This window comes from Tateyamaria sp. (assembly GCF_039940735.1).
Classification (GTDB): Bacteria; Pseudomonadota; Alphaproteobacteria; order Rhodobacterales; family Rhodobacteraceae; genus Tateyamaria.
In genome coordinates this window covers 1-16,316 of record NZ_JBDVGB010000047.1, presented here as the reverse complement: position 1 = coordinate 16,316, position 16,316 = coordinate 1, and the positions used below count along the sequence as shown (strand labels likewise).

Genomic DNA, 16,316 nt, shown 5'->3' with positions numbered 1-16,316 from the left:
CTTGTAATCAACGTTATGTAAAATATTCACGAATTTCGCAATCCACTAACCCGCATTCAGCCCCAACAAACCCCGGACTCGCGGGCCGATAAAGGGATCAAGCGGTGCCTGATTCAACGCGTCCATTTGGGCAGACAAGGCTAACACCTGTTTTTCAAATTGCGCGCGCGTCTGCACATCCGGGAAATCGGCGTAGTTGATCTTTTCCCATATCATCCGCGCCCATAAACGCGCCTTATGCGCAGGCGACATCGCAGCCAGACCCGGCATCGTATCCTGCGCCATCAAACCCTCCCACAGCGCCTCAGCGGTAAGGGGCCCGCGCCACAGCTTGCGACACTCGGGTCGGGTGGCGATACGAGCCCCGAAATAGGGCAAATAAACCGCACGTTGGGACTGGGCCAAAGCATCCAGCATAAACAGCGTGCTCGACAATGCGCCTTTGGGAAACTGCAAACTGTAGCGTTGTAAAAAGGCACGGTTGAACATTTTAACCGACGGGTGGCCATGCACCTCTATCCCATCATCCAAGGTCGGAACAAAACCGGCCTCATCCTCAAGCCGAACAGCTGCGATTCCATCCCGCTGATGTAGGCCTGAATGAAAGGTTTCATCAGGACCCAAATACATGCCCCCAAAGCCAACCGAAGCCTGCGCCACACTCAACCGGCTCGCCCAATTGGCCAATGCCCGCGGAGGCAACCGATCGCCAGCATCCAGAAACACAACATACCGCCCCCGGGCCATGTCCAGCCCCCGGTTGCGCGCGCCGTGCACACCCTGCGCGCCGCTCAGAACCGACACGCCGGGATGAACAGCTGCCGCCGCAAAAAACGCGGCACGCTCTGGCGCTGTGGCCATGGCACGGCTTTCATCGGGCACAAGCAGGATCTCGGCCTCACATAGGGTCTGCCCTGCAAGGCTTGATAGGGTTTCTGTCAACGGTGCCATGGTCCCGTCACTGGGCACAACAACCGTGACAGGCACAGCGCCCGTCAGCAGATCTTGCCACCAGATCGGCACAGACAGCGTACAATCCGGCGCAAAACCATGCGCCGCCATCCAATCTTGCGCCTGCCGCACAAAACGCGCGCGGCGGGCGCGGTCTTGCACCAGTCCGCCGCGTTCAAAAGTCAAACGCGTGGCGATCCGGCGCAAAGCCGCATCAAGGCCCGGGCGATCAAGCCCTTTCGCCAAACCCGCAAGCCGGTCCAGCACATCAAACTGTTGGAAAATGACATCCGACGTCTCGGCCGTGATTTGCCCTTCCCGCCCTTGGGTCTGCAAATAAAGCGGGTGATTGATCCGCACCAAATGATCCGTGCGCGCCGCCGCCTGCCAGAAAAAAGCGTGGTCCTCATAAAGCGTGCCCACATCAAAGCGCAGCCCGGCAATCAAGCTGGCGCGATAAAGCTTGTTCCACGCCGAAGGAAAATGGCGCACCACATCACACCAATTGCTCAGATCGTGGCGTTCGGGCGCGGCGCCGTCTTCCAACGCCCAAGCGTCATGCAGACCGGTATGGGTGCGAACCTCACCACCCTTGGGGCAAAAGGAAATACCACAGCTGACCCAGTCCGCGCCGGTGTCCTCCAGCACAGTGTACATCTGAGACAAATAATCCGGGGCCACACGGTCATCACTGTCCACAAAGCCGATGACCGGGGCGCTGACATGATCAAGGCCCGTGTTACGCGCACCCGACAACCCTGCATTAGGCTGAAGGATTACACGAAAGCGCGGGTCATCCCCAATGGCACGGCGCAACTGATCCGCGCTGCCATCGGTGGACCCATCATCAATGACGATCACTTCGAAGTCGGTCAAAGTCTGCGCCTTGAGCGATGCAATGCAATCGCCCACATATTCGGCTACATTGTAAACCGGCACGACAAGCGAAATCAGCGGCGGCGTGGACAGTGTCATGGCTGTGCAGCCCGTTTACGCACCCACCCCACAAAAGCCCGATCCGCATCTGTAATGCGTTGACGTCCCGTAGCCACCCAGACCCCCTGCCACTCCGCCACCAATGCGTAGACATCGACACCTGGCGCCAGCGCGCGCGCGCCTTCAAGTGCGTCGGGGCTGGGGCTGGGCGCGGCCATCTCGGGCAGGATCACTTCGGCCCGGCGGGTCACGATTAAAATATCCCCCGGACCTTCACTTAGGGCATAATCAGGCAAATGGTCTTGTGCAATCATGCGCCGGATGGCGGCACGGAACACCCGCACAGGGGCGGCACTGCCCGCTTTCTTGTGCAGGGTGGCGATGCTGATCTTCCATTCCGCTTGGCGACCGCAATGCTTGCGCGCCACTTCATACACCCGCCGCTCTAGGGGTTTGCGCAGGCGGAAATAATCCCGGCTTAATGTCAGCACCGACTTGGCCAGCACCGCACGAAAAATCCACTCGCTTAAGGTCACCGTCACGCTGATCATACGCCCCGCCTGCGAACGACGTACGATCTCCCAACTTTCGATCAGGCCAAAGCCGCGCGTGGCCTCAAGCCCGCCGGTGGTGATGTTGGTGGTGATGCGCGTGCCTGCCAAACGTTCAAACGCATCCCGCAAGCGCTGATAGCTGTCACCAGAGGTGTCACGGTTCGTCGCCACCAGCAGATCATGCGCCTTAAGATGCAGCACACGGCTTACCGCCTGCCCCGCATTCAACCCGGCCATCAATTGGCTGACACAATAAATCAGAATGTCCTTGTCATGGATCGTCGCACGCCCCTTCACACTGGGCACAACTTCGATCCGCGCATCGTTATGGGCATAGGATAAGATACGTTTGTCTGGCCGCGTAGAAAGCGAAAAAATCGGATGCTCCATCGTGCCCAGATCATCCTTTGGTGCCGCACCAAAGAAGTCGCAAACAAAAAAGTCTGCTGTGGGATATCGGTCAGGCAAAAGCCCCCCTGCAACCGCATTTTTGACCATGACAGGTCCTGTCCATCTGTCGCGACGTCTTGGTCGCTTGTTATTTTTGCTCGATCTTCCCCGATTCCATGATCGGGGTTTCAGTGACACCGACCCTAAAGATATCCACAGGGTGCGTCTAGCAGCATGGGCGATATGACCGTGGGTTCAGAGTCACTTGGGCGTGGGTTCAGAGTCGCATTATCGGAGGTTCAGAGTCACCACATTGAAAATGAGACAAGCAAACTATTGATATAAAACCATTTATTCAGAGCCCAAGATCCTTAACATTCAATTAACAGATAAATAACTGAGATCAGAAGCCCCAAGCGCTCAACACCACCGCATTTGCCCATAAAAACCAAAGGAATTTGCTTAGAAAACAGAAAGAAGATGCGATTTATGTTTCATGTGCGTTGTTTTTGCGTATTCTGCCAAAAACAACGCACATGAGGGCAGAGCACATGAAACAAAGCCGGAGCATCCCCCTCCCGCCTTATATGAACATCGACCCCTTAGAAGCACAACGCAGCTTGGGTGATCCGACCACGACACAGCGGTTCGAAGCCGTTGCTCAAGCCTGTGCTGCCGGGCGGCAGAACCTAGAAACCCAAGGCCTGCAAAATGATGATAGCCGTCGTTTGCGCCAATTTTCAACTTGGGAAATCTGTCGCTACTTGATCCCGGTCGCGCAGGGCCATTTCCGCCGTGTGCTCAAACAAAACCCTGACTTGCCTCAGGGGCGTTCAGAAACGGATGCGGGTGCAAAATGGTTTACCTTGGATGAGGTGCTGCGCCTGCGTGCGCATTTTGGCCAAGAAGGATCAAAGTCCAAAGAATACCTACCCTACAAACCCGACGGCGCGCAGGCCAAAATCGTGGCCGTTGCCAACTTCAAAGGCGGCGTAGGTAAGACATCGACTGCGGCACATCTGGCCATGTCAGCGGCCCTTGATGGCTACCGCGTACTGGTGATCGATCTAGACAGCCAAGGGTCCATGACATCGATCTTTGGCGGCAAAGTCGAAGACGAATGGAACACAGTGTTCCCGCTGATGGCCCGCCACTATGCCGAACACTTACGCGCTGACAATCAACGACGTGCAGCCCAAGGCGAAGCCCCCCTGCCCCTTGATGACACTCTGACCGAAGCGTTGACTATTCGCGCGCCCGACCTTGTGCAAAAAACCCACTGGCCCAATATCGATCTGATCGGCGCCCAGCTGAACCTTTATTGGGCCGAATTCCAAGTACCCGTCTGGCGCATGTCTGGGCGTGGCTGGAAGCTATGGGATGCGCTGACAGACACGCTGGACGCGGATGGGCTGCTGGACGAATACGACGTCATCTTTCTCGATACGCCCCCTGCCCTTGGGTATCTTACCATCAACGGTCTTTCGGCTGCTGACATTCTGTTGGTACCTCTGGGCGCGTCCTTTTTGGAATTTGACAGCACGGGGCGGTTTTTTGACATGCTGCATGCGACGTTTTCCTCGATTGAGGATGCTGAAAACCTAGCAGCGCGTGCTCTGGGCCGGCCTGAGTTGCGGTTTGAATGGGATGCAGTGCGCATGGTCATCACGCGCTACGACGCCACGCAACAGGCCGAGCTTGCCGCCCTCATGCAAAGCTATCTTGGCCCTGCCCTGTCGCCGCACAGGCAGGACTTTACTGCGTTGATCGGACAGGCCGGCGAACAGGTGCGCGGCATCTACGAAGCTGATTACCGCGATTTTAACCGAGAGACCTATGCCCGTGGGCGTGAAACATTTGATGCTACCTATGCGGCCTTCAAGGCGTTGCTGGTGGGCAGCTGGAAACGCGATGCAGACTCTGAAAAGGCTGCGGGTTAATGTTTCGCGCGCGAAACATCGGCCTTAACCGCCCGTGCGCTACAGTGACGACATCGCAATATATCCGCGTCTTGTGTGGCGCCCAAAAACAGGAGACTGGATTATGGCCAAACGCAAACGCCTGACCCCGCTGGCCCTACCCGAAGGCGGAATGATCGATGCCCCGGTGGGCAAAGTGCCGGATCATGTGCTGCGCCAACGCGCGCCGATTGCCGGCGTGGCGCAAGACACCGCACGGACCAGTGCCCTCGAAGAACTCAGCGACACCCTTGTCCGTGCCCGCGCCGAAGGCCGTATGATCGAGGCCTTACCGCTGGACCAAATCCAGACAGATCACATCACCCGCGATCGGGTTGCCATTGACGACGAAGAGATGAAAGCGCTGAAACAGAGTCTAAGCGCACGAGGGCAACAAACCCCGATCGATGTGGTTGATCTTGGCACGGGGCGTTACGGTCTGTTGTCCGGCTGGCGGCGTTGCACGGCGTTGCAGGCCCTGCACTCAGAAACGGGTGATGCACGGTTTGCGCAGGTGCTGGCGGTCTTGCGCCCGATCACCGAAGCCTCGGATGCCTATGTGGCGATGATCGAGGAAAATGAAATCCGGGTGGGGCTAAGTTACTTTGAACGTGCGCGCGTGGTGGCTGAAACTGTCGATCAGGGTGTGTTCAAAGATGACCAGACCGCGTTGCGGGCGCTGTTCGCGACAGCGTCGCGGGCGAAGCGTTCAAAGATTGGCAGCTTTGTCGGGGTCGTGCGGGCCGTTGGGGGCGCTTTGCGGTTTCCGCAGGCGCTTGGCGAACGGGCTGGATTGAAATTGGCCAAGGGTCTTGGTGCGCATCCCGGTTTGGCGCAGGTGATTGCCGATGAATGGCTTAAGACGCCGCCGACGAATGTCGCACTTGAACAGGACCGGTTGATGGCGCTGTGCGACCGAGCGACGGACAATGGTGCCGCAGCGGCCACCCGCGCCGATGGCCCTGCCCTGCCCCAAGGCGTGCAGCTAAAAGACAAAGGTGCCGGGCGTGTGACCCTGTCAGGCACCGGCGTGGATGCGGCATTCAAAGCAGCGTTGCAACGCTGGTTGGAAGAGAACGGGCACGGTTAGAGCCTATTATTTCAAGAGTGCGCTTAGATAGCGGCCATATTCTGTCTTGGCAAAGATCTTGGCCCGTTCGGCCAATTGTGCGGCATCGATCCAACCTGAATCAAAGGCGATTTCTTCGGGGGATCCCACTTGCAACCCTTGCCGTGCGCTGAGGGTGCGCACAAAATTGCCCGCATCCAGTAACGACCCATGGGTGCCTGTATCAAGCCAAGCATAACCGCGCCCCATCTGTTCTACATGTAAAGCGTCATCGCTCAAATAGGTCTCTAACAGTGTGGTTATTTCGAACTCGCCCCGCTCAGAAGGGCGAATGCTGCGCGCGCGCTCTGGGGCAGAACTATCCAAAAAGTACAGGCCCGTTACCGCATAGGAAGACGGAGGATTGGTTGGCTTTTCAACAATCGCGCGCACGCTGCCATCCTCGGCAAAGTCCACCACGCCATAGCGTTCAGGATCAGCCACACGATACCCAAATACCGTCCCCCCCGTTTCGCGCGCATCTGCGGTGGCCAATTGTTCAGGCAAGCCATGTCCAAAAAAGATATTGTCCCCCAGCACCATGGCCGAAGGTGCGCCATTCAGAAAGCCTTCGGCCAACAGATAGGCCTGCGCCAACCCATCGGGGCTGGGCTGTTCGATGTAAGTAAAATCCAGTCCCCATTGACTGCCGTCCCCCAACAGGCGCTGGAACTGATCCTGATCCTGTGGCGTCGTGATGATTGCGATCTCGCGAATGCCGGCCAGCATCAGCACGCTAAGCGGATAGAACACCATAGGCTTGTCATAGATCGGAAGCAGCTGTTTAGAGACGCCCATTGTGATTGGATACAGCCGTGTGCCCGACCCTCCGGCAAGGATAATCCCTTTGCGATCAGTCATGTCCAAGGTCCTTCAGTACGCGGTGCAATCCCGCGGCCCAATCCGGGCGGGGAATGTTGAAATCAGTTTCTAACTTGGTGCAATTCATACGAGAATTCAGCGGGCGCGCGGCGGGTGTGGGATAGTCTGCTGTTGGGATGTCCGACACTGTGATCTTTCGCCCGGCTTGTGCAAATGTTTCGCGCGCGAAACAGGCCCAGCTGGTGTCAGGTGCCCCGGCATAATGATACAACCCGCCGCCCTGCCCGTCTATCATGGCCTGCGCCATGTGCAGCAACGTGGCCGCAATGTCAGCGGCAGGTGTCGGTCCCCCGATCTGGTCAGCAACCACGTTCAGGGCGTCGCGGGTCTCAGACAGGCGTAGCATGGTTTTGACGAAATTTGCCCCGTGGGCCGAAAATACCCAAGACGTGCGCAGGATGGCATGGGTGCCACCGGCGGCGATCACCGCCTCTTCTCCGGCGCGTTTGGACGCACCATAGGCCCCCAACGGGGCAGTTGGATCATTTGGCTGCCAAGGCTTTGTGCCGGTGCCCGCAAATACATAATCGGTCGAGACGTGCAAAAAGGGAATGCCCAGATCGGCACAGGTGCGTGCCATGGCGCCCGGCGCTGCGGCATTGATCTGGTAGGCCAGTGCCTGTTCTTCCTCGGCCTTATCGACGGCTGTGTAGGCTGCCGCATTGATGACGGCGCTTGGGGCATGAACGCGGATCGCGGCGGCGCAGTCTGCCGGGTTGTTCAGGTCCGCCTGTGCCCGCCCAAGCGCGATAACAGGGGCCTGTCTTTGCAGTTCGGAGGCCACTTGACCGGTTTGCCCGAAAACCAGAATACTCATACCGTCCCTACCCTTTCAGCCACACGCCGTGATCTAGCCTGCACCAAGGCGTTTGCCGACGCCATCGCGATTTTGCAGCGCGCGCCACCAGCTTTCGTTGTCCAGGTACCAATGCACAGTACGTTCCAGTCCCTGTTCAAGGGTCACAGAGGGCCGCCAGCCGAGTTCGGTTTGCATGCGGGTCGGGTCGATCGCATAGCGCAGGTCATGGCCGGGACGATCGGCGACAAACGTGATCAGATCTGCATGGGGCGTATCGCGCGGGCGCAAACGATCAAGGATGGCGCAGATCATGTGCACCAGATCAATATTACGCGCCTCGTTTTCTCCGCCGATATTATAGGATCGGCCCAGCTGGCCTTTTTCTAACACGGTCAAAAGCGCGTCTGCGTGATCTTCGACAAACAGCCAATCACGCACGTTTTCGCCTTGCCCGTAGACGGGGATCGCATCGCCTGCCAATGCGTTCAGGATCACCACCGGCACCAACTTTTCTGGAAAATGGAAGGGGCCGTAATTGTTCGAACAGTTGGTCAGGATCACCGGCAGGTCATAGGTTTCGCCCCAGGCGCGCACCAGATGGTCGCTGGCCGCTTTGGACGCTGAATAGGGCGAGCGGGGATCATAGGCGGTGTCTTCGGTGAATTGTCCGTCGGGGCCGAGGCTGCCAAACACTTCGTCCGTTGATATGTGGTGAAAGCGGAACGCATCAGGGCGACCCCGTGCGCTCCAGTAGGTGCGAGCCGCCTGCAGGAGGGTATAGGTCCCCATGATATTTGTTTCTAAAAAGGCACCGGGGCCGTCAATCGAACGATCTACGTGGGACTCTGCAGCCAAGTGCATGACCGCATCAGGCGTGTGCGCTGCGAACACGCGATCCATGGCGGCGCTATCGCGGATATCTGCATGCTCAAAAGAATAACCGGGGGCGTCTGCGACCTGTGCCACGTTATCAAGGCAGGCGGCATAGGTAAGGGCGTCGACATTTACTACGCTGTGCCCGGCAGCAATGGCTTGGCGCACCACTGCTGATCCGATGAAACCAGCCCCGCCGGTGACAAGCAGTTTCATGATGCGGGCCCTTCCCAGACAAAGGGAGTGTCGAAATCCGACAGGGCAGGGGCAGCGGCGTCCTTGTCGGACAAGACCGGTGTTCCGTCAAAACCCCAGTCGATGTCGCAGCTGTCCCACCGTATCGCCCCGTCGGCGTCTGCTGCATAATAGGCATCGCATTTATAGCAAATTTCAGTGTCGGGCGCGCGCGTGACAAAACCATGGGCAAAGCCGGCTGGAATCAAAAGCTGACGCCCATTTTCAAAGCTCAGCTCTTCGCCGATCCATTGGCCATAAGAGGGCGAGCCGCGCCGAATATCGACCGCCACATCAAACAGCACCCCGCGCCCGCAGCGCACCAGTTTGGCTTGAGCATGCGGAGGGGCCTGAAAATGCAGGCCGCGCACCGTGCCGACCTGTGCTGAAACCGAGTGATTGTCCTGCACAAAGTCGATATCAAGGCCGGCCTGTGCCATACGTTTGCGATTCCAGCTTTCAGAAAAGAAGCCGCGGCGATCCCCAAACCTGGTGGGGGTCAGGATCAGGACGCCATCCAGCGCGGTCTTTTCTATGTGCATGCGGTGCTGCTCCGGTGCTGTTTGTACGTTGAGAGAGGTCTAACATCCGTGTGATCGCGTGCAAATGCGGAATGTCTGGCGAGGGCGTCGTTTGACATGCTTGGCGTTCTGTGAGTTTTGCCTGTCATGCAATTCATAAGGTAAGGTACGTCATGGGTGGTTCTGGGTCTTCGGCCGCGGTGCGGCGGCTTGTTGCAGTTGTGGTGACATATAACAGGCTCGACAAGTTGCAGGACACTGTGGCCCGTCTGCTTGAAGCCGGGCCTGCGGATCTGGCGGCTGTGGTGGTGGTCGACAATGCCAGCACTGATGGCACGGCTGCTTGGCTTGCGGGGCAAAGTGACCCACGCATCGATGTTTTGTCCAGTGCGCGCAATGATGGCGGGGCCGGGGGCTTTGGGCGGGGCATGACCCGTGCTTTGGCCGCGCATGACCCTGATTGGCTGGTCCTGATGGATGATGATGGGCGCCCAGCCCCCGGTGCTTTTGCGGCGTTTCATGCCCTTGATCCCGAGGCGCAGGGTTGGGATGGGGTTGCGGCGGCCGTGTATTACCCGGATGGCACGATTTGCGACATGAACCGCCCATCGCGCAATCCTTTCCAGCATGTGTCGGTTTTTGTGCGCACGCTGCTGCGCGTTGGGGGACGCAACGGATTTCATCTAAAGCCCGAAGTTTATGAAGGGGATGCGCCCTGTCCGGTCGATATCACGTCATTTGTCGGATTTTTTGTCTCTAAAAGGGCGGTTGAGGCGGCGGATCTGCCTGATCCGGGGCTGTTCGTCTATGGCGACGATGGGCTTTATACGCTGGGTCTGTCATTGGCTGGGCGGCAGCTTGTGTTTCACCCGCACGTCCGTTTTGAGCATGATTGCGCGACTTTTGCAGTACAGGATGGCCGATTTCAGCCGTTGTGGAAGGTCTATTATTACCACCGCAATTTGCTGTTTTTGTACCGTGCCGCCGCGGGATGGATGTTTTGGCCATTGATGGCGCTGATTCTGCCTAAGTGGATGCTAAAGGGGCGACGCCATCGCGGAGAACAACGCGTGTTCTATCGACTGTTGGCACGTGCTGTATGGGACGGGTTTCGCAGCGATACATCTCGTACTCACGGCGATGTTCTTGCGCTGTCAGCGGTTGAGAATGGCAAGGTGGTGCTTGCGCAAAAGCAATAGGCCCGTGGCCATGGGGATCAGGGCCCAGGCCATCACATAGGCGGGGTTAATATAGTCGGGGTTATAGACCGGATAGAAGCCGCTCCGCGCCAATCCCGTGATATGTACGAGCGGGTTGTACCACAGAACCTGCTGGGCCCCGTTTGGCAGGTCTTCCATGATGTAAATTACGGCAGAAGCGATCAACAGGGGGCGGGTCAGTATTGTCCAGACTGTGCCATAGACTGGGAACAACCCGCGCATCGCGCAATTGAATGTGCCGATGCCAAAGCCAAGCGCCATAGCCATGACAAAGGCGCCAATCACGGGGGGCATGTCGATCACGGTGCGCGTGCCCGTGAACCATAGGATGGCGACCAGCAATACATAACTGACCAGTAGCAACGTCAGTGCGTTCAGGATGAAACGTGCAAGAAGGGCATCTATCCACCCGACAGCCGGGTACTTGAGCAAGGATTTCGAAAACGCGATCGCGGCTGTCAGCATGCCTGCGGTCCCGTTGAACAGGTTGAAAGGTAGGTAGCCCGTGGCATAAAACAGGATAAAGCTTTCGCCTAAGGACGGGCTGCGTAGCAACAGTGAAAAGGCCAGGGACAGTATGAACAACGTGCCCAGCGGTTCAAAGATGGCCCAGACGTATCCCCCTGGTTTGGCACCGTACCGTGTGGCCATTTCGCGCAGGATCAGTGCGGCAACAGTGCGCAGCGTCGAACGGCGCAATTTTGGCCGCAGTGGGGGGGCCACAGGCGCGCTTGAGAGCGGATCGGAGGAAGATGTCGTATCAGAAGGCGGCATCGGGCTATTTCCCGTGACTGTAGGCTATCCACCGACTATGAAGAATTAACACATGAAGATCAAATGGCATTGCATCGCGGCAACGCTTTGACAAATCAAGAAAAAGGTTCCTCCGGTCAGATGGATCAATCCGTTCAACCCAACAAAGCCAAAGCTGCGCAAAACCGTGCGGGCGCCGGACAAGGCGGGGGGCAAGGGCCCAAGAAAAATAACGCTCAGAACAAACCTCAGAGGGGCGGGTCTGCGGGCAAGGGCGGTGGTGGTGGGTCGCGACAACCAGCAGTTGTGCAGGTGCGTCCGATTGCTGAACCTGCCACGATGCGCCGTCGTCACTGGGGGTTGCTGTTTTCGTTTCTGATATTGGTTTTACTGCCTTTGGCGGGCGCTGGGTTTTATCTGTGGACCATCGCAGAGGACCAATACAGTTCGATCACAGGCTTTACGGTGCGCGGCGAGGAATCTGGTGGTGCGTCGGATATTTTGGGCAGCGTGGCGCAGTTCACGGGCTCTAGCACCAATTCGGATGGGAATGTTCTGAACGCGTTTATCAAAAGCCAAGAGATCATCGAAGCCATTCAAGGGGATGTCGATCTTAAGACGCATTACTCTCAATATTGGGATACGGATCCGGTGTTTTCATTGTGGCCGGATGCGTCGATTGAAGATCTGTTGTGGTATTGGGAACGGGTTGTGCGGATTTCTTTTGACGAGGGATCTGGTTTGATTGATGTGCAGGTGCTGGCCTTTGATCCGGATATGGCGACGCGCATTGCGGAGTTGATCGTCGACAAGAGCCAGAGTCGGGTCAACGATCTGAACACACAGGCCCGCACAGATGCGACGCGCTATGCCAACGAAGATTTCGACGCTGCCATTGCGCGCCTGAAGGAGGCCCGTGAGGGTCTGACAGGATTCCGCACACGTACCCAGATTGTAGACCCGGAAACCGATATTCAGGGTCGAATGGGCGTGATGAACAACCTGCAGCAACAATTGGCTGAGACGCAAGTCGAACATGATCTGCTGCTGGCCACGACCAATGAAACCGACCTGCGCGTGATTCAGGCGCAGCGTCGGATCGACGTGATCCGCGACCGCATTGCCGCAGAGCGCGCAGCGTTTGCGAACATCAGCGACGAAGTCGGGGCGTTGGTTGAAGATTACCCATCTTTGATTGCTGAATTTGAAAGCCTGACGGTTGATCTGGAAGTGGCCGAAGAAACCTATCGTGCGTCTTTGACAGCACTTGATGTGGCGCGTTCTAATGCGTCGCGCCAAAGCCGGTATTTGGCCACGTACATCAAACCAACGCTCGCCGAGGCGTCCGAGTTTCCGCAGCGCTTTGTGCTGATCGGTTTGATCGCGTTGTTTTTGATGTTGGGGTGGTCTGTCATGGCGTTGGTCTATTATTCCATTCGGGATCGCAGTTAGGGAGACGCGACTGTGATCCGACTGGAAAACCTATCCAAAAGCTTTTGGGTGCGCGGTCACCGCAAAGTGGTGATCGACAATGTCGATATCGAACTGCCCAGTGGGCGGTCCTTGGCGTTGTTGGGGCGCAACGGGGCGGGCAAGTCAACATTGATGGACATTATTTCGGGCCTACAAAAACCTGATACAGGCCGGGTGGTCAGCAGTGGATCGGTGTCCTGGCCGGTGGGGTTTGGGGCTTCGTTTCACCGCGAATTGACGGGGGCACAGAACGTCCGGTTCATCGCGCGGGTCTATGGGGTGGATACAGATGCTTTGACCGCGTTCGTCGAGGACTTTGCCGAGTTGGGAAAACATTTCCACATGCCAGTGCGCAGCTATTCACAGGGCATGCGGGGGCGTCTGACATTTGGCACATCAATGGGCATCCACTTTGACACGTATTTGGTCGACGAAGTCACGGCTGTGGGGGATGCGGCCTTTAAACGCAAAAGCAAGGCCATCTTCAGAGAGCGGATGAAGGTGTCATCCGCAGTGCTGGTCAGTCACGAGATGGGGCAGGTCCGGCAGTTTTGTGATGCGGGAATTGTGCTGGAGAATGGTAAGGTCGAGTATTTCGACGATCTGGAAGAAGCGATTGAATATCATCAGGCGTTACTAGCCTAAAACCCTTGTGGGTGATCTGATTGCTGCCTTTTTTGAAACGCAGTTTTAAGGTTTTCCTTGGCGCGAAATTCAGCATGTTTTGTGTTTTTTAGTGCATTATATCAGCGTTTTATAGATCCTTTGGCCTGTAATGGTGTTAACAAAATACCCCCAATTCACACTGTTTGTCACGGTTTAGCCTCGTCTGCGTCCGGCGTTCTACCACATCAATATTGCTCATTGTTCCTGAGTGTGAAGTGGGATGGTGAGTGCGATGCAAGAGTTGGTTTTGCGGACATGGGTGACGCTTAATGACGAACGTTTGGATGTGGATATCCGTGCTCTGCATTATGATGTGTCTACGGGTACGCTGTTTGCGGGCACAGGCGGCAACGGCGGGCTGGTAAGCTATGACGTTGGCGCCGGTCGGGCTTTGTCTGAAGTGGATCGTCAATACTATAACACGGGTCAGTCCTTTGAGGTTACGGGGCGCATTGATGCAACGCAGATTGGTGGGCAAGACTATTTGCTGGTCAGCGACCCGGGCGCTGCGGGCTATCTGGCCTATCAAATTGGCGCCAACGGTCAGATTGGGAACGCCACCGGCATTACAGCAAACCAGCCCAATGGCGATGGGATCGCAGCACATTACGTGTCTGATGCCGGCTTTGTCTATTTGGCGGGCAAGAATGGCACCAATATTGGTGTTTACGAGGTAACAAGCACCGGCGCCATGAACCGTCGCAGCGTGGTGGAAGACACCACCACCACCCATGCCAGTGATCTGGGCGAGCTGGTGGGCACGCGCATCAACGGGCAGGATTTTGTGATTGCCGCCAGCAGTGGTGAACAGGCTTTGACCAGCTATGCCGCTGACGCGACCACGGGCGCCTTAAGCGTGCGGGACACAATGGGCGCGCAACAAGGGTTGGGGATTCTGAACACCATCACAGCGGTTCAGATGATTGAAACCGGGGGGCAGAATTTTGTCATCGTTGCCTCGGCTGCAAGCAACGGCGAGATGGGCGCACTGAGTGTGCTAGAGTTGACGGCCAATGGTCAACTGATCGCTGTGGATCATGTGTTGGATACGCTGAATACGCGGTTTGGTACAGTGCAGGCATTGGCCACGGTCGATGTCGAGGATCGGATCTATGTGGTTGCAGGGGGCGGCGACGATGGGTTGAGTCTGTTTGTCATCATGCCGGGTGGCCAGTTGCAACATTTGTCATCGCTGGCGGATCAGACCACTACCAACCTGACCAATGTCTCGGCGTTGGAGATGGTGTTGGTGGGGGATGAAGTTCAGGTTTTTGCTGCGGCGCAGGGTGAGGCGGGCATCAACCAGTTTACCTTTTCAGTCTCTGATCAAGGTGAAACGAGGTTTGCCTTGGCGCAGGGAGGGACGATGGCAGGCACCGGGCGGGATGACATTCTGATCGGCGGCGTGGGCGATGATCATGTTCAGGGGCAGGGTGGTGATGACATCCTGCGGGACGGCGCGGGCAAGGACACGCTGGACGGTGGTGCGGGGTCTGACCTGTTTGTGCTGTCTGCGGACGGTGTGAATGATCGCATTCAGAATTTTGATTATACGCAGGATTGGATTGATCTGGGAAATCTGCCGTTTCTGTATGGAACGTCGCAGTTGAATATTACGACCAGCGGTCCGGGGGTACGTATTACGTGGCGCAGTGAGGTGTTGGATGTGCGCCCTTCGGGGGGCGAGACGTTGAGCGTCGCTGAGGTCAGTGCACGTATCGTGTTCGGGGCGGATCGCACGTTGTTGTTGGTCCCAAGCGAGATCATGGGCAGCGATGCGGCAGATGTATTGGGCGGCACGTCTGACCCAGACGTTATTTCTGGTTTTGGGAGCGGCGATCAAATCACCGGTCTGGAAGGCAATGACACCATCCGAGGTGGAGACGGCCGTGACAGCATCCACAGCGGCCAAGGTGATGACGAGGTCATGGGGGGCAACGGCGATGACTGGATCCGGTTGGGTCAGGGCAATGATATCAGTCGCGACGGCACCAATGGCAATGATACCGTTCTTGCGAATGCGGGCAATGACAGTGTCATGGCGGGTGCGGGTGATGATGTGGTGCGAGGCCATGCTGGTTTTGACAGTCTTGAGGGAGGGGCTGGAGACGACCGTTTATTTGGAGGGAATGGTTTTGACACGCTACGCGGTGGCGATGGAGATGACCTGGTTGTGGGAGGCAATGGCCGTGATCTGATTTTCCTGGGCAATGGGGATGATGTGTTTTTCGACAATGCTCAGGCAGGCATTTCCGCGAGCGATACGGTTTGGGGCGGTGCGGGTTACGACCATGTGCGAGGCGGTGGGGGCGATGAATTTCTGGATGGGGGTAGCGGGAAAGACCTGATCCTTGGCCGCAAAGGCAATGATACTTTGTATGGTGGCGATCAGAATGACACGATCTTTGGCGGTGATGACAACGATGTGGTTTGGGGCGGTAAAGGGCAGGACAAGGTCTATCTGGGCAATGGTGATGATCGTTTTAACGATACGGAGCAGATTGGTGCATTTGGGCGTGATTTTGTGCAGGGCGGCGCGGGCAATGACACGCTGGAAAGCCGTGCGGGAGACGATACGTTGAGCGGTGGCGCTGGCGCGGATGTTTTTATTTTTGCGGACACATCGGGTGATCGCATCGTCACCGATTTTAACAACGGCCCCGATACAATTCAGGTCGAGGCTGCACAACTTTCTGTTCGGGATACAAAAGCGGGTCTGTTGTTGGAATGGGACGATGGCAGCGTTTTGCTAGAGGGCGTCATGGCTGCTGACATGCAGCCGGGGGATTTGGTCTTTGTCTAAAAACACTGGTAGAAATAGGCTCTATTAATGAGAATAGAGCCTATTTCTTTCTTGCCTTAGATCAGTTCGATATCGCCTAACAAGCTCGCAGTTGATGTCACCCCGTTCAACGTCAGGCTGTCGCCGTTGTCGAAATCAAACACCAGATTGCCGTTCTGTACGCTGGTCAGCGCATCTAGGCGCGCTTGGTTCAAC

At 56.9% G+C, this 16,316-nt stretch carries 13 protein-coding genes; 6 read left to right on the top strand and 7 right to left on the bottom strand.

Going from position 1 to position 16,316, the window contains the following annotated elements; genetic code table 11:
- Positions 1-45 precede the first annotated feature (45 nt).
- Positions 46-1,926 (bottom strand): glycosyltransferase family 2 protein, encoded by a 1,881-nt coding sequence (locus tag ABJF76_RS08990; protein WP_348407243.1) that lies wholly within the window; start codon positions 1,924-1,926, stop codon positions 46-48.
- Positions 1,923-2,939, bottom strand: a complete 1,017-nt coding sequence (locus tag ABJF76_RS08985; RefSeq protein ID WP_348407242.1) for a replication initiator protein A — start codon at positions 2,937-2,939, stop codon at positions 1,923-1,925. Before ABJF76_RS08985 ends, ABJF76_RS08990 begins: the two co-directional genes overlap by 4 nt.
- Before the next feature lie 443 nt (positions 2,940-3,382).
- Between ABJF76_RS08985 and ABJF76_RS08980 the strand changes: the two genes are divergently transcribed.
- Together ABJF76_RS08980 and ABJF76_RS08975 are read left to right on the top strand one after the other, a co-directional pair.
- A complete protein-coding gene (locus ABJF76_RS08980) occupies positions 3,383-4,771 on the top strand; it encodes an AAA family ATPase (RefSeq protein WP_348407241.1) in 1,389 nt (462 codons plus the stop codon).
- A gap of 103 nt (positions 4,772-4,874) precedes the next feature.
- Positions 4,875-5,879, top strand: coding sequence for a ParB/RepB/Spo0J family partition protein (locus tag ABJF76_RS08975; RefSeq protein WP_348407240.1), 1,005 nt, complete (start codon positions 4,875-4,877; stop codon positions 5,877-5,879).
- Positions 5,880-5,885: 6 nt separating this feature from the next.
- Here ABJF76_RS08975 and rfbA read toward each other — a convergent pair whose 3' ends face one another.
- The 4 genes from rfbA to rfbC are packed head-to-tail and all read right to left on the bottom strand — an operon-like array spanning position 5,886 to position 9,227.
- Complete coding sequence (gene rfbA / locus ABJF76_RS08970; protein WP_348407239.1) at positions 5,886-6,758, bottom strand: glucose-1-phosphate thymidylyltransferase RfbA; 873 nt, start codon at positions 6,756-6,758, stop codon at positions 5,886-5,888.
- Positions 6,751-7,596, bottom strand: coding sequence for a dTDP-4-dehydrorhamnose reductase (rfbD, locus tag ABJF76_RS08965; RefSeq protein WP_348407238.1), 846 nt, complete (start codon positions 7,594-7,596; stop codon positions 6,751-6,753). The genes rfbA and rfbD overlap by 8 nt, the downstream gene beginning before the upstream one ends.
- 33 nt (positions 7,597-7,629) lie before the next feature.
- Positions 7,630-8,667 carry a dTDP-glucose 4,6-dehydratase gene (gene rfbB, locus ABJF76_RS08960; protein WP_348407237.1) on the bottom strand — a complete coding sequence of 346 codons (1,038 nt, stop codon included), beginning with the start codon at positions 8,665-8,667 and terminating at the stop codon, positions 7,630-7,632.
- Complete coding sequence (gene rfbC / locus ABJF76_RS08955) at positions 8,664-9,227, bottom strand: dTDP-4-dehydrorhamnose 3,5-epimerase (RefSeq protein WP_348407236.1); 564 nt, start codon at positions 9,225-9,227, stop codon at positions 8,664-8,666. The genes rfbB and rfbC overlap by 4 nt, the downstream gene beginning before the upstream one ends.
- Positions 9,228-9,379: 152 nt before the next feature.
- On the opposite strand from rfbC, the gene ABJF76_RS08950 reads away from it, so the two are divergent.
- On the top strand, positions 9,380-10,405 hold the full coding sequence (locus ABJF76_RS08950) for a glycosyltransferase (protein ID WP_348407235.1): 1,026 nt from the start codon (positions 9,380-9,382) through the stop codon (positions 10,403-10,405).
- Here the strand turns inward: ABJF76_RS08950 and ABJF76_RS08945 are convergent.
- Positions 10,361-11,200 (bottom strand): ABC transporter permease, encoded by an 840-nt coding sequence (locus tag ABJF76_RS08945; RefSeq protein WP_348336948.1) that lies wholly within the window; start codon positions 11,198-11,200, stop codon positions 10,361-10,363. The two genes, ABJF76_RS08950 and ABJF76_RS08945, sit on opposite strands and share 45 nt — an antisense overlap.
- A gap of 63 nt (positions 11,201-11,263) precedes the next feature.
- On the opposite strand from ABJF76_RS08945, the gene ABJF76_RS08940 reads away from it, so the two are divergent.
- The 3 genes from ABJF76_RS08940 to ABJF76_RS08930 all read left to right on the top strand — a co-directional run bounded on the left by ABJF76_RS08940 (position 11,264) and on the right by ABJF76_RS08930 (position 16,121).
- Positions 11,264-12,631, top strand: coding sequence for a sugar transporter (locus ABJF76_RS08940; RefSeq protein ID WP_413822559.1), 1,368 nt, complete (start codon positions 11,264-11,266; stop codon positions 12,629-12,631).
- A 12-nt stretch (positions 12,632-12,643) separates the two neighbouring features.
- On the top strand, positions 12,644-13,297 hold the full coding sequence (locus ABJF76_RS08935; protein ID WP_348336946.1) for an ABC transporter ATP-binding protein: 654 nt from the start codon (positions 12,644-12,646) through the stop codon (positions 13,295-13,297).
- Positions 13,298-13,550: 253 nt separating this feature from the next.
- Positions 13,551-16,121, top strand: coding sequence for a calcium-binding protein (locus ABJF76_RS08930; RefSeq protein ID WP_348407234.1), 2,571 nt, complete (start codon positions 13,551-13,553; stop codon positions 16,119-16,121).
- The last annotated feature ends 195 nt before the right edge of the window (positions 16,122-16,316 follow it).

Excerpts from the sequence above, each read along its gene's own strand:
- ABJF76_RS08990 (WP_348407243.1), bottom strand. The coding sequence starts at position 1,926 with ATGACACTGTCCACGCCGCCGCTGATTTCGCTTGTCGTGCCGGTTTAC.
- ABJF76_RS08985 (WP_348407242.1), bottom strand. The coding sequence starts at position 2,939 with ATGGTCAAAAATGCGGTTGCAGGGGGGCTTTTGCCTGACCGATATCCC.
- ABJF76_RS08980 (WP_348407241.1), top strand. The coding sequence starts at position 3,383 with ATGAAACAAAGCCGGAGCATCCCCCTCCCGCCTTATATGAACATCGAC.
- ABJF76_RS08975 (WP_348407240.1), top strand. The coding sequence starts at position 4,875 with ATGGCCAAACGCAAACGCCTGACCCCGCTGGCCCTACCCGAAGGCGGA.
- rfbA (WP_348407239.1), bottom strand. The coding sequence starts at position 6,758 with ATGACTGATCGCAAAGGGATTATCCTTGCCGGAGGGTCGGGCACACGG.
- rfbD (WP_348407238.1), bottom strand. The coding sequence starts at position 7,596 with ATGAGTATTCTGGTTTTCGGGCAAACCGGTCAAGTGGCCTCCGAACTG.
- rfbB (WP_348407237.1), bottom strand. The coding sequence starts at position 8,667 with ATGAAACTGCTTGTCACCGGCGGGGCTGGTTTCATCGGATCAGCAGTG.
- rfbC (WP_348407236.1), bottom strand. The coding sequence starts at position 9,227 with ATGCACATAGAAAAGACCGCGCTGGATGGCGTCCTGATCCTGACCCCC.
- ABJF76_RS08950 (WP_348407235.1), top strand. The coding sequence starts at position 9,380 with ATGGGTGGTTCTGGGTCTTCGGCCGCGGTGCGGCGGCTTGTTGCAGTT.
- ABJF76_RS08945 (WP_348336948.1), bottom strand. The coding sequence starts at position 11,200 with ATGCCGCCTTCTGATACGACATCTTCCTCCGATCCGCTCTCAAGCGCG.
- ABJF76_RS08940 (WP_413822559.1), top strand. The coding sequence starts at position 11,264 with ATGGCATTGCATCGCGGCAACGCTTTGACAAATCAAGAAAAAGGTTCC.
- ABJF76_RS08930 (WP_348407234.1), top strand. The coding sequence starts at position 13,551 with ATGCAAGAGTTGGTTTTGCGGACATGGGTGACGCTTAATGACGAACGT.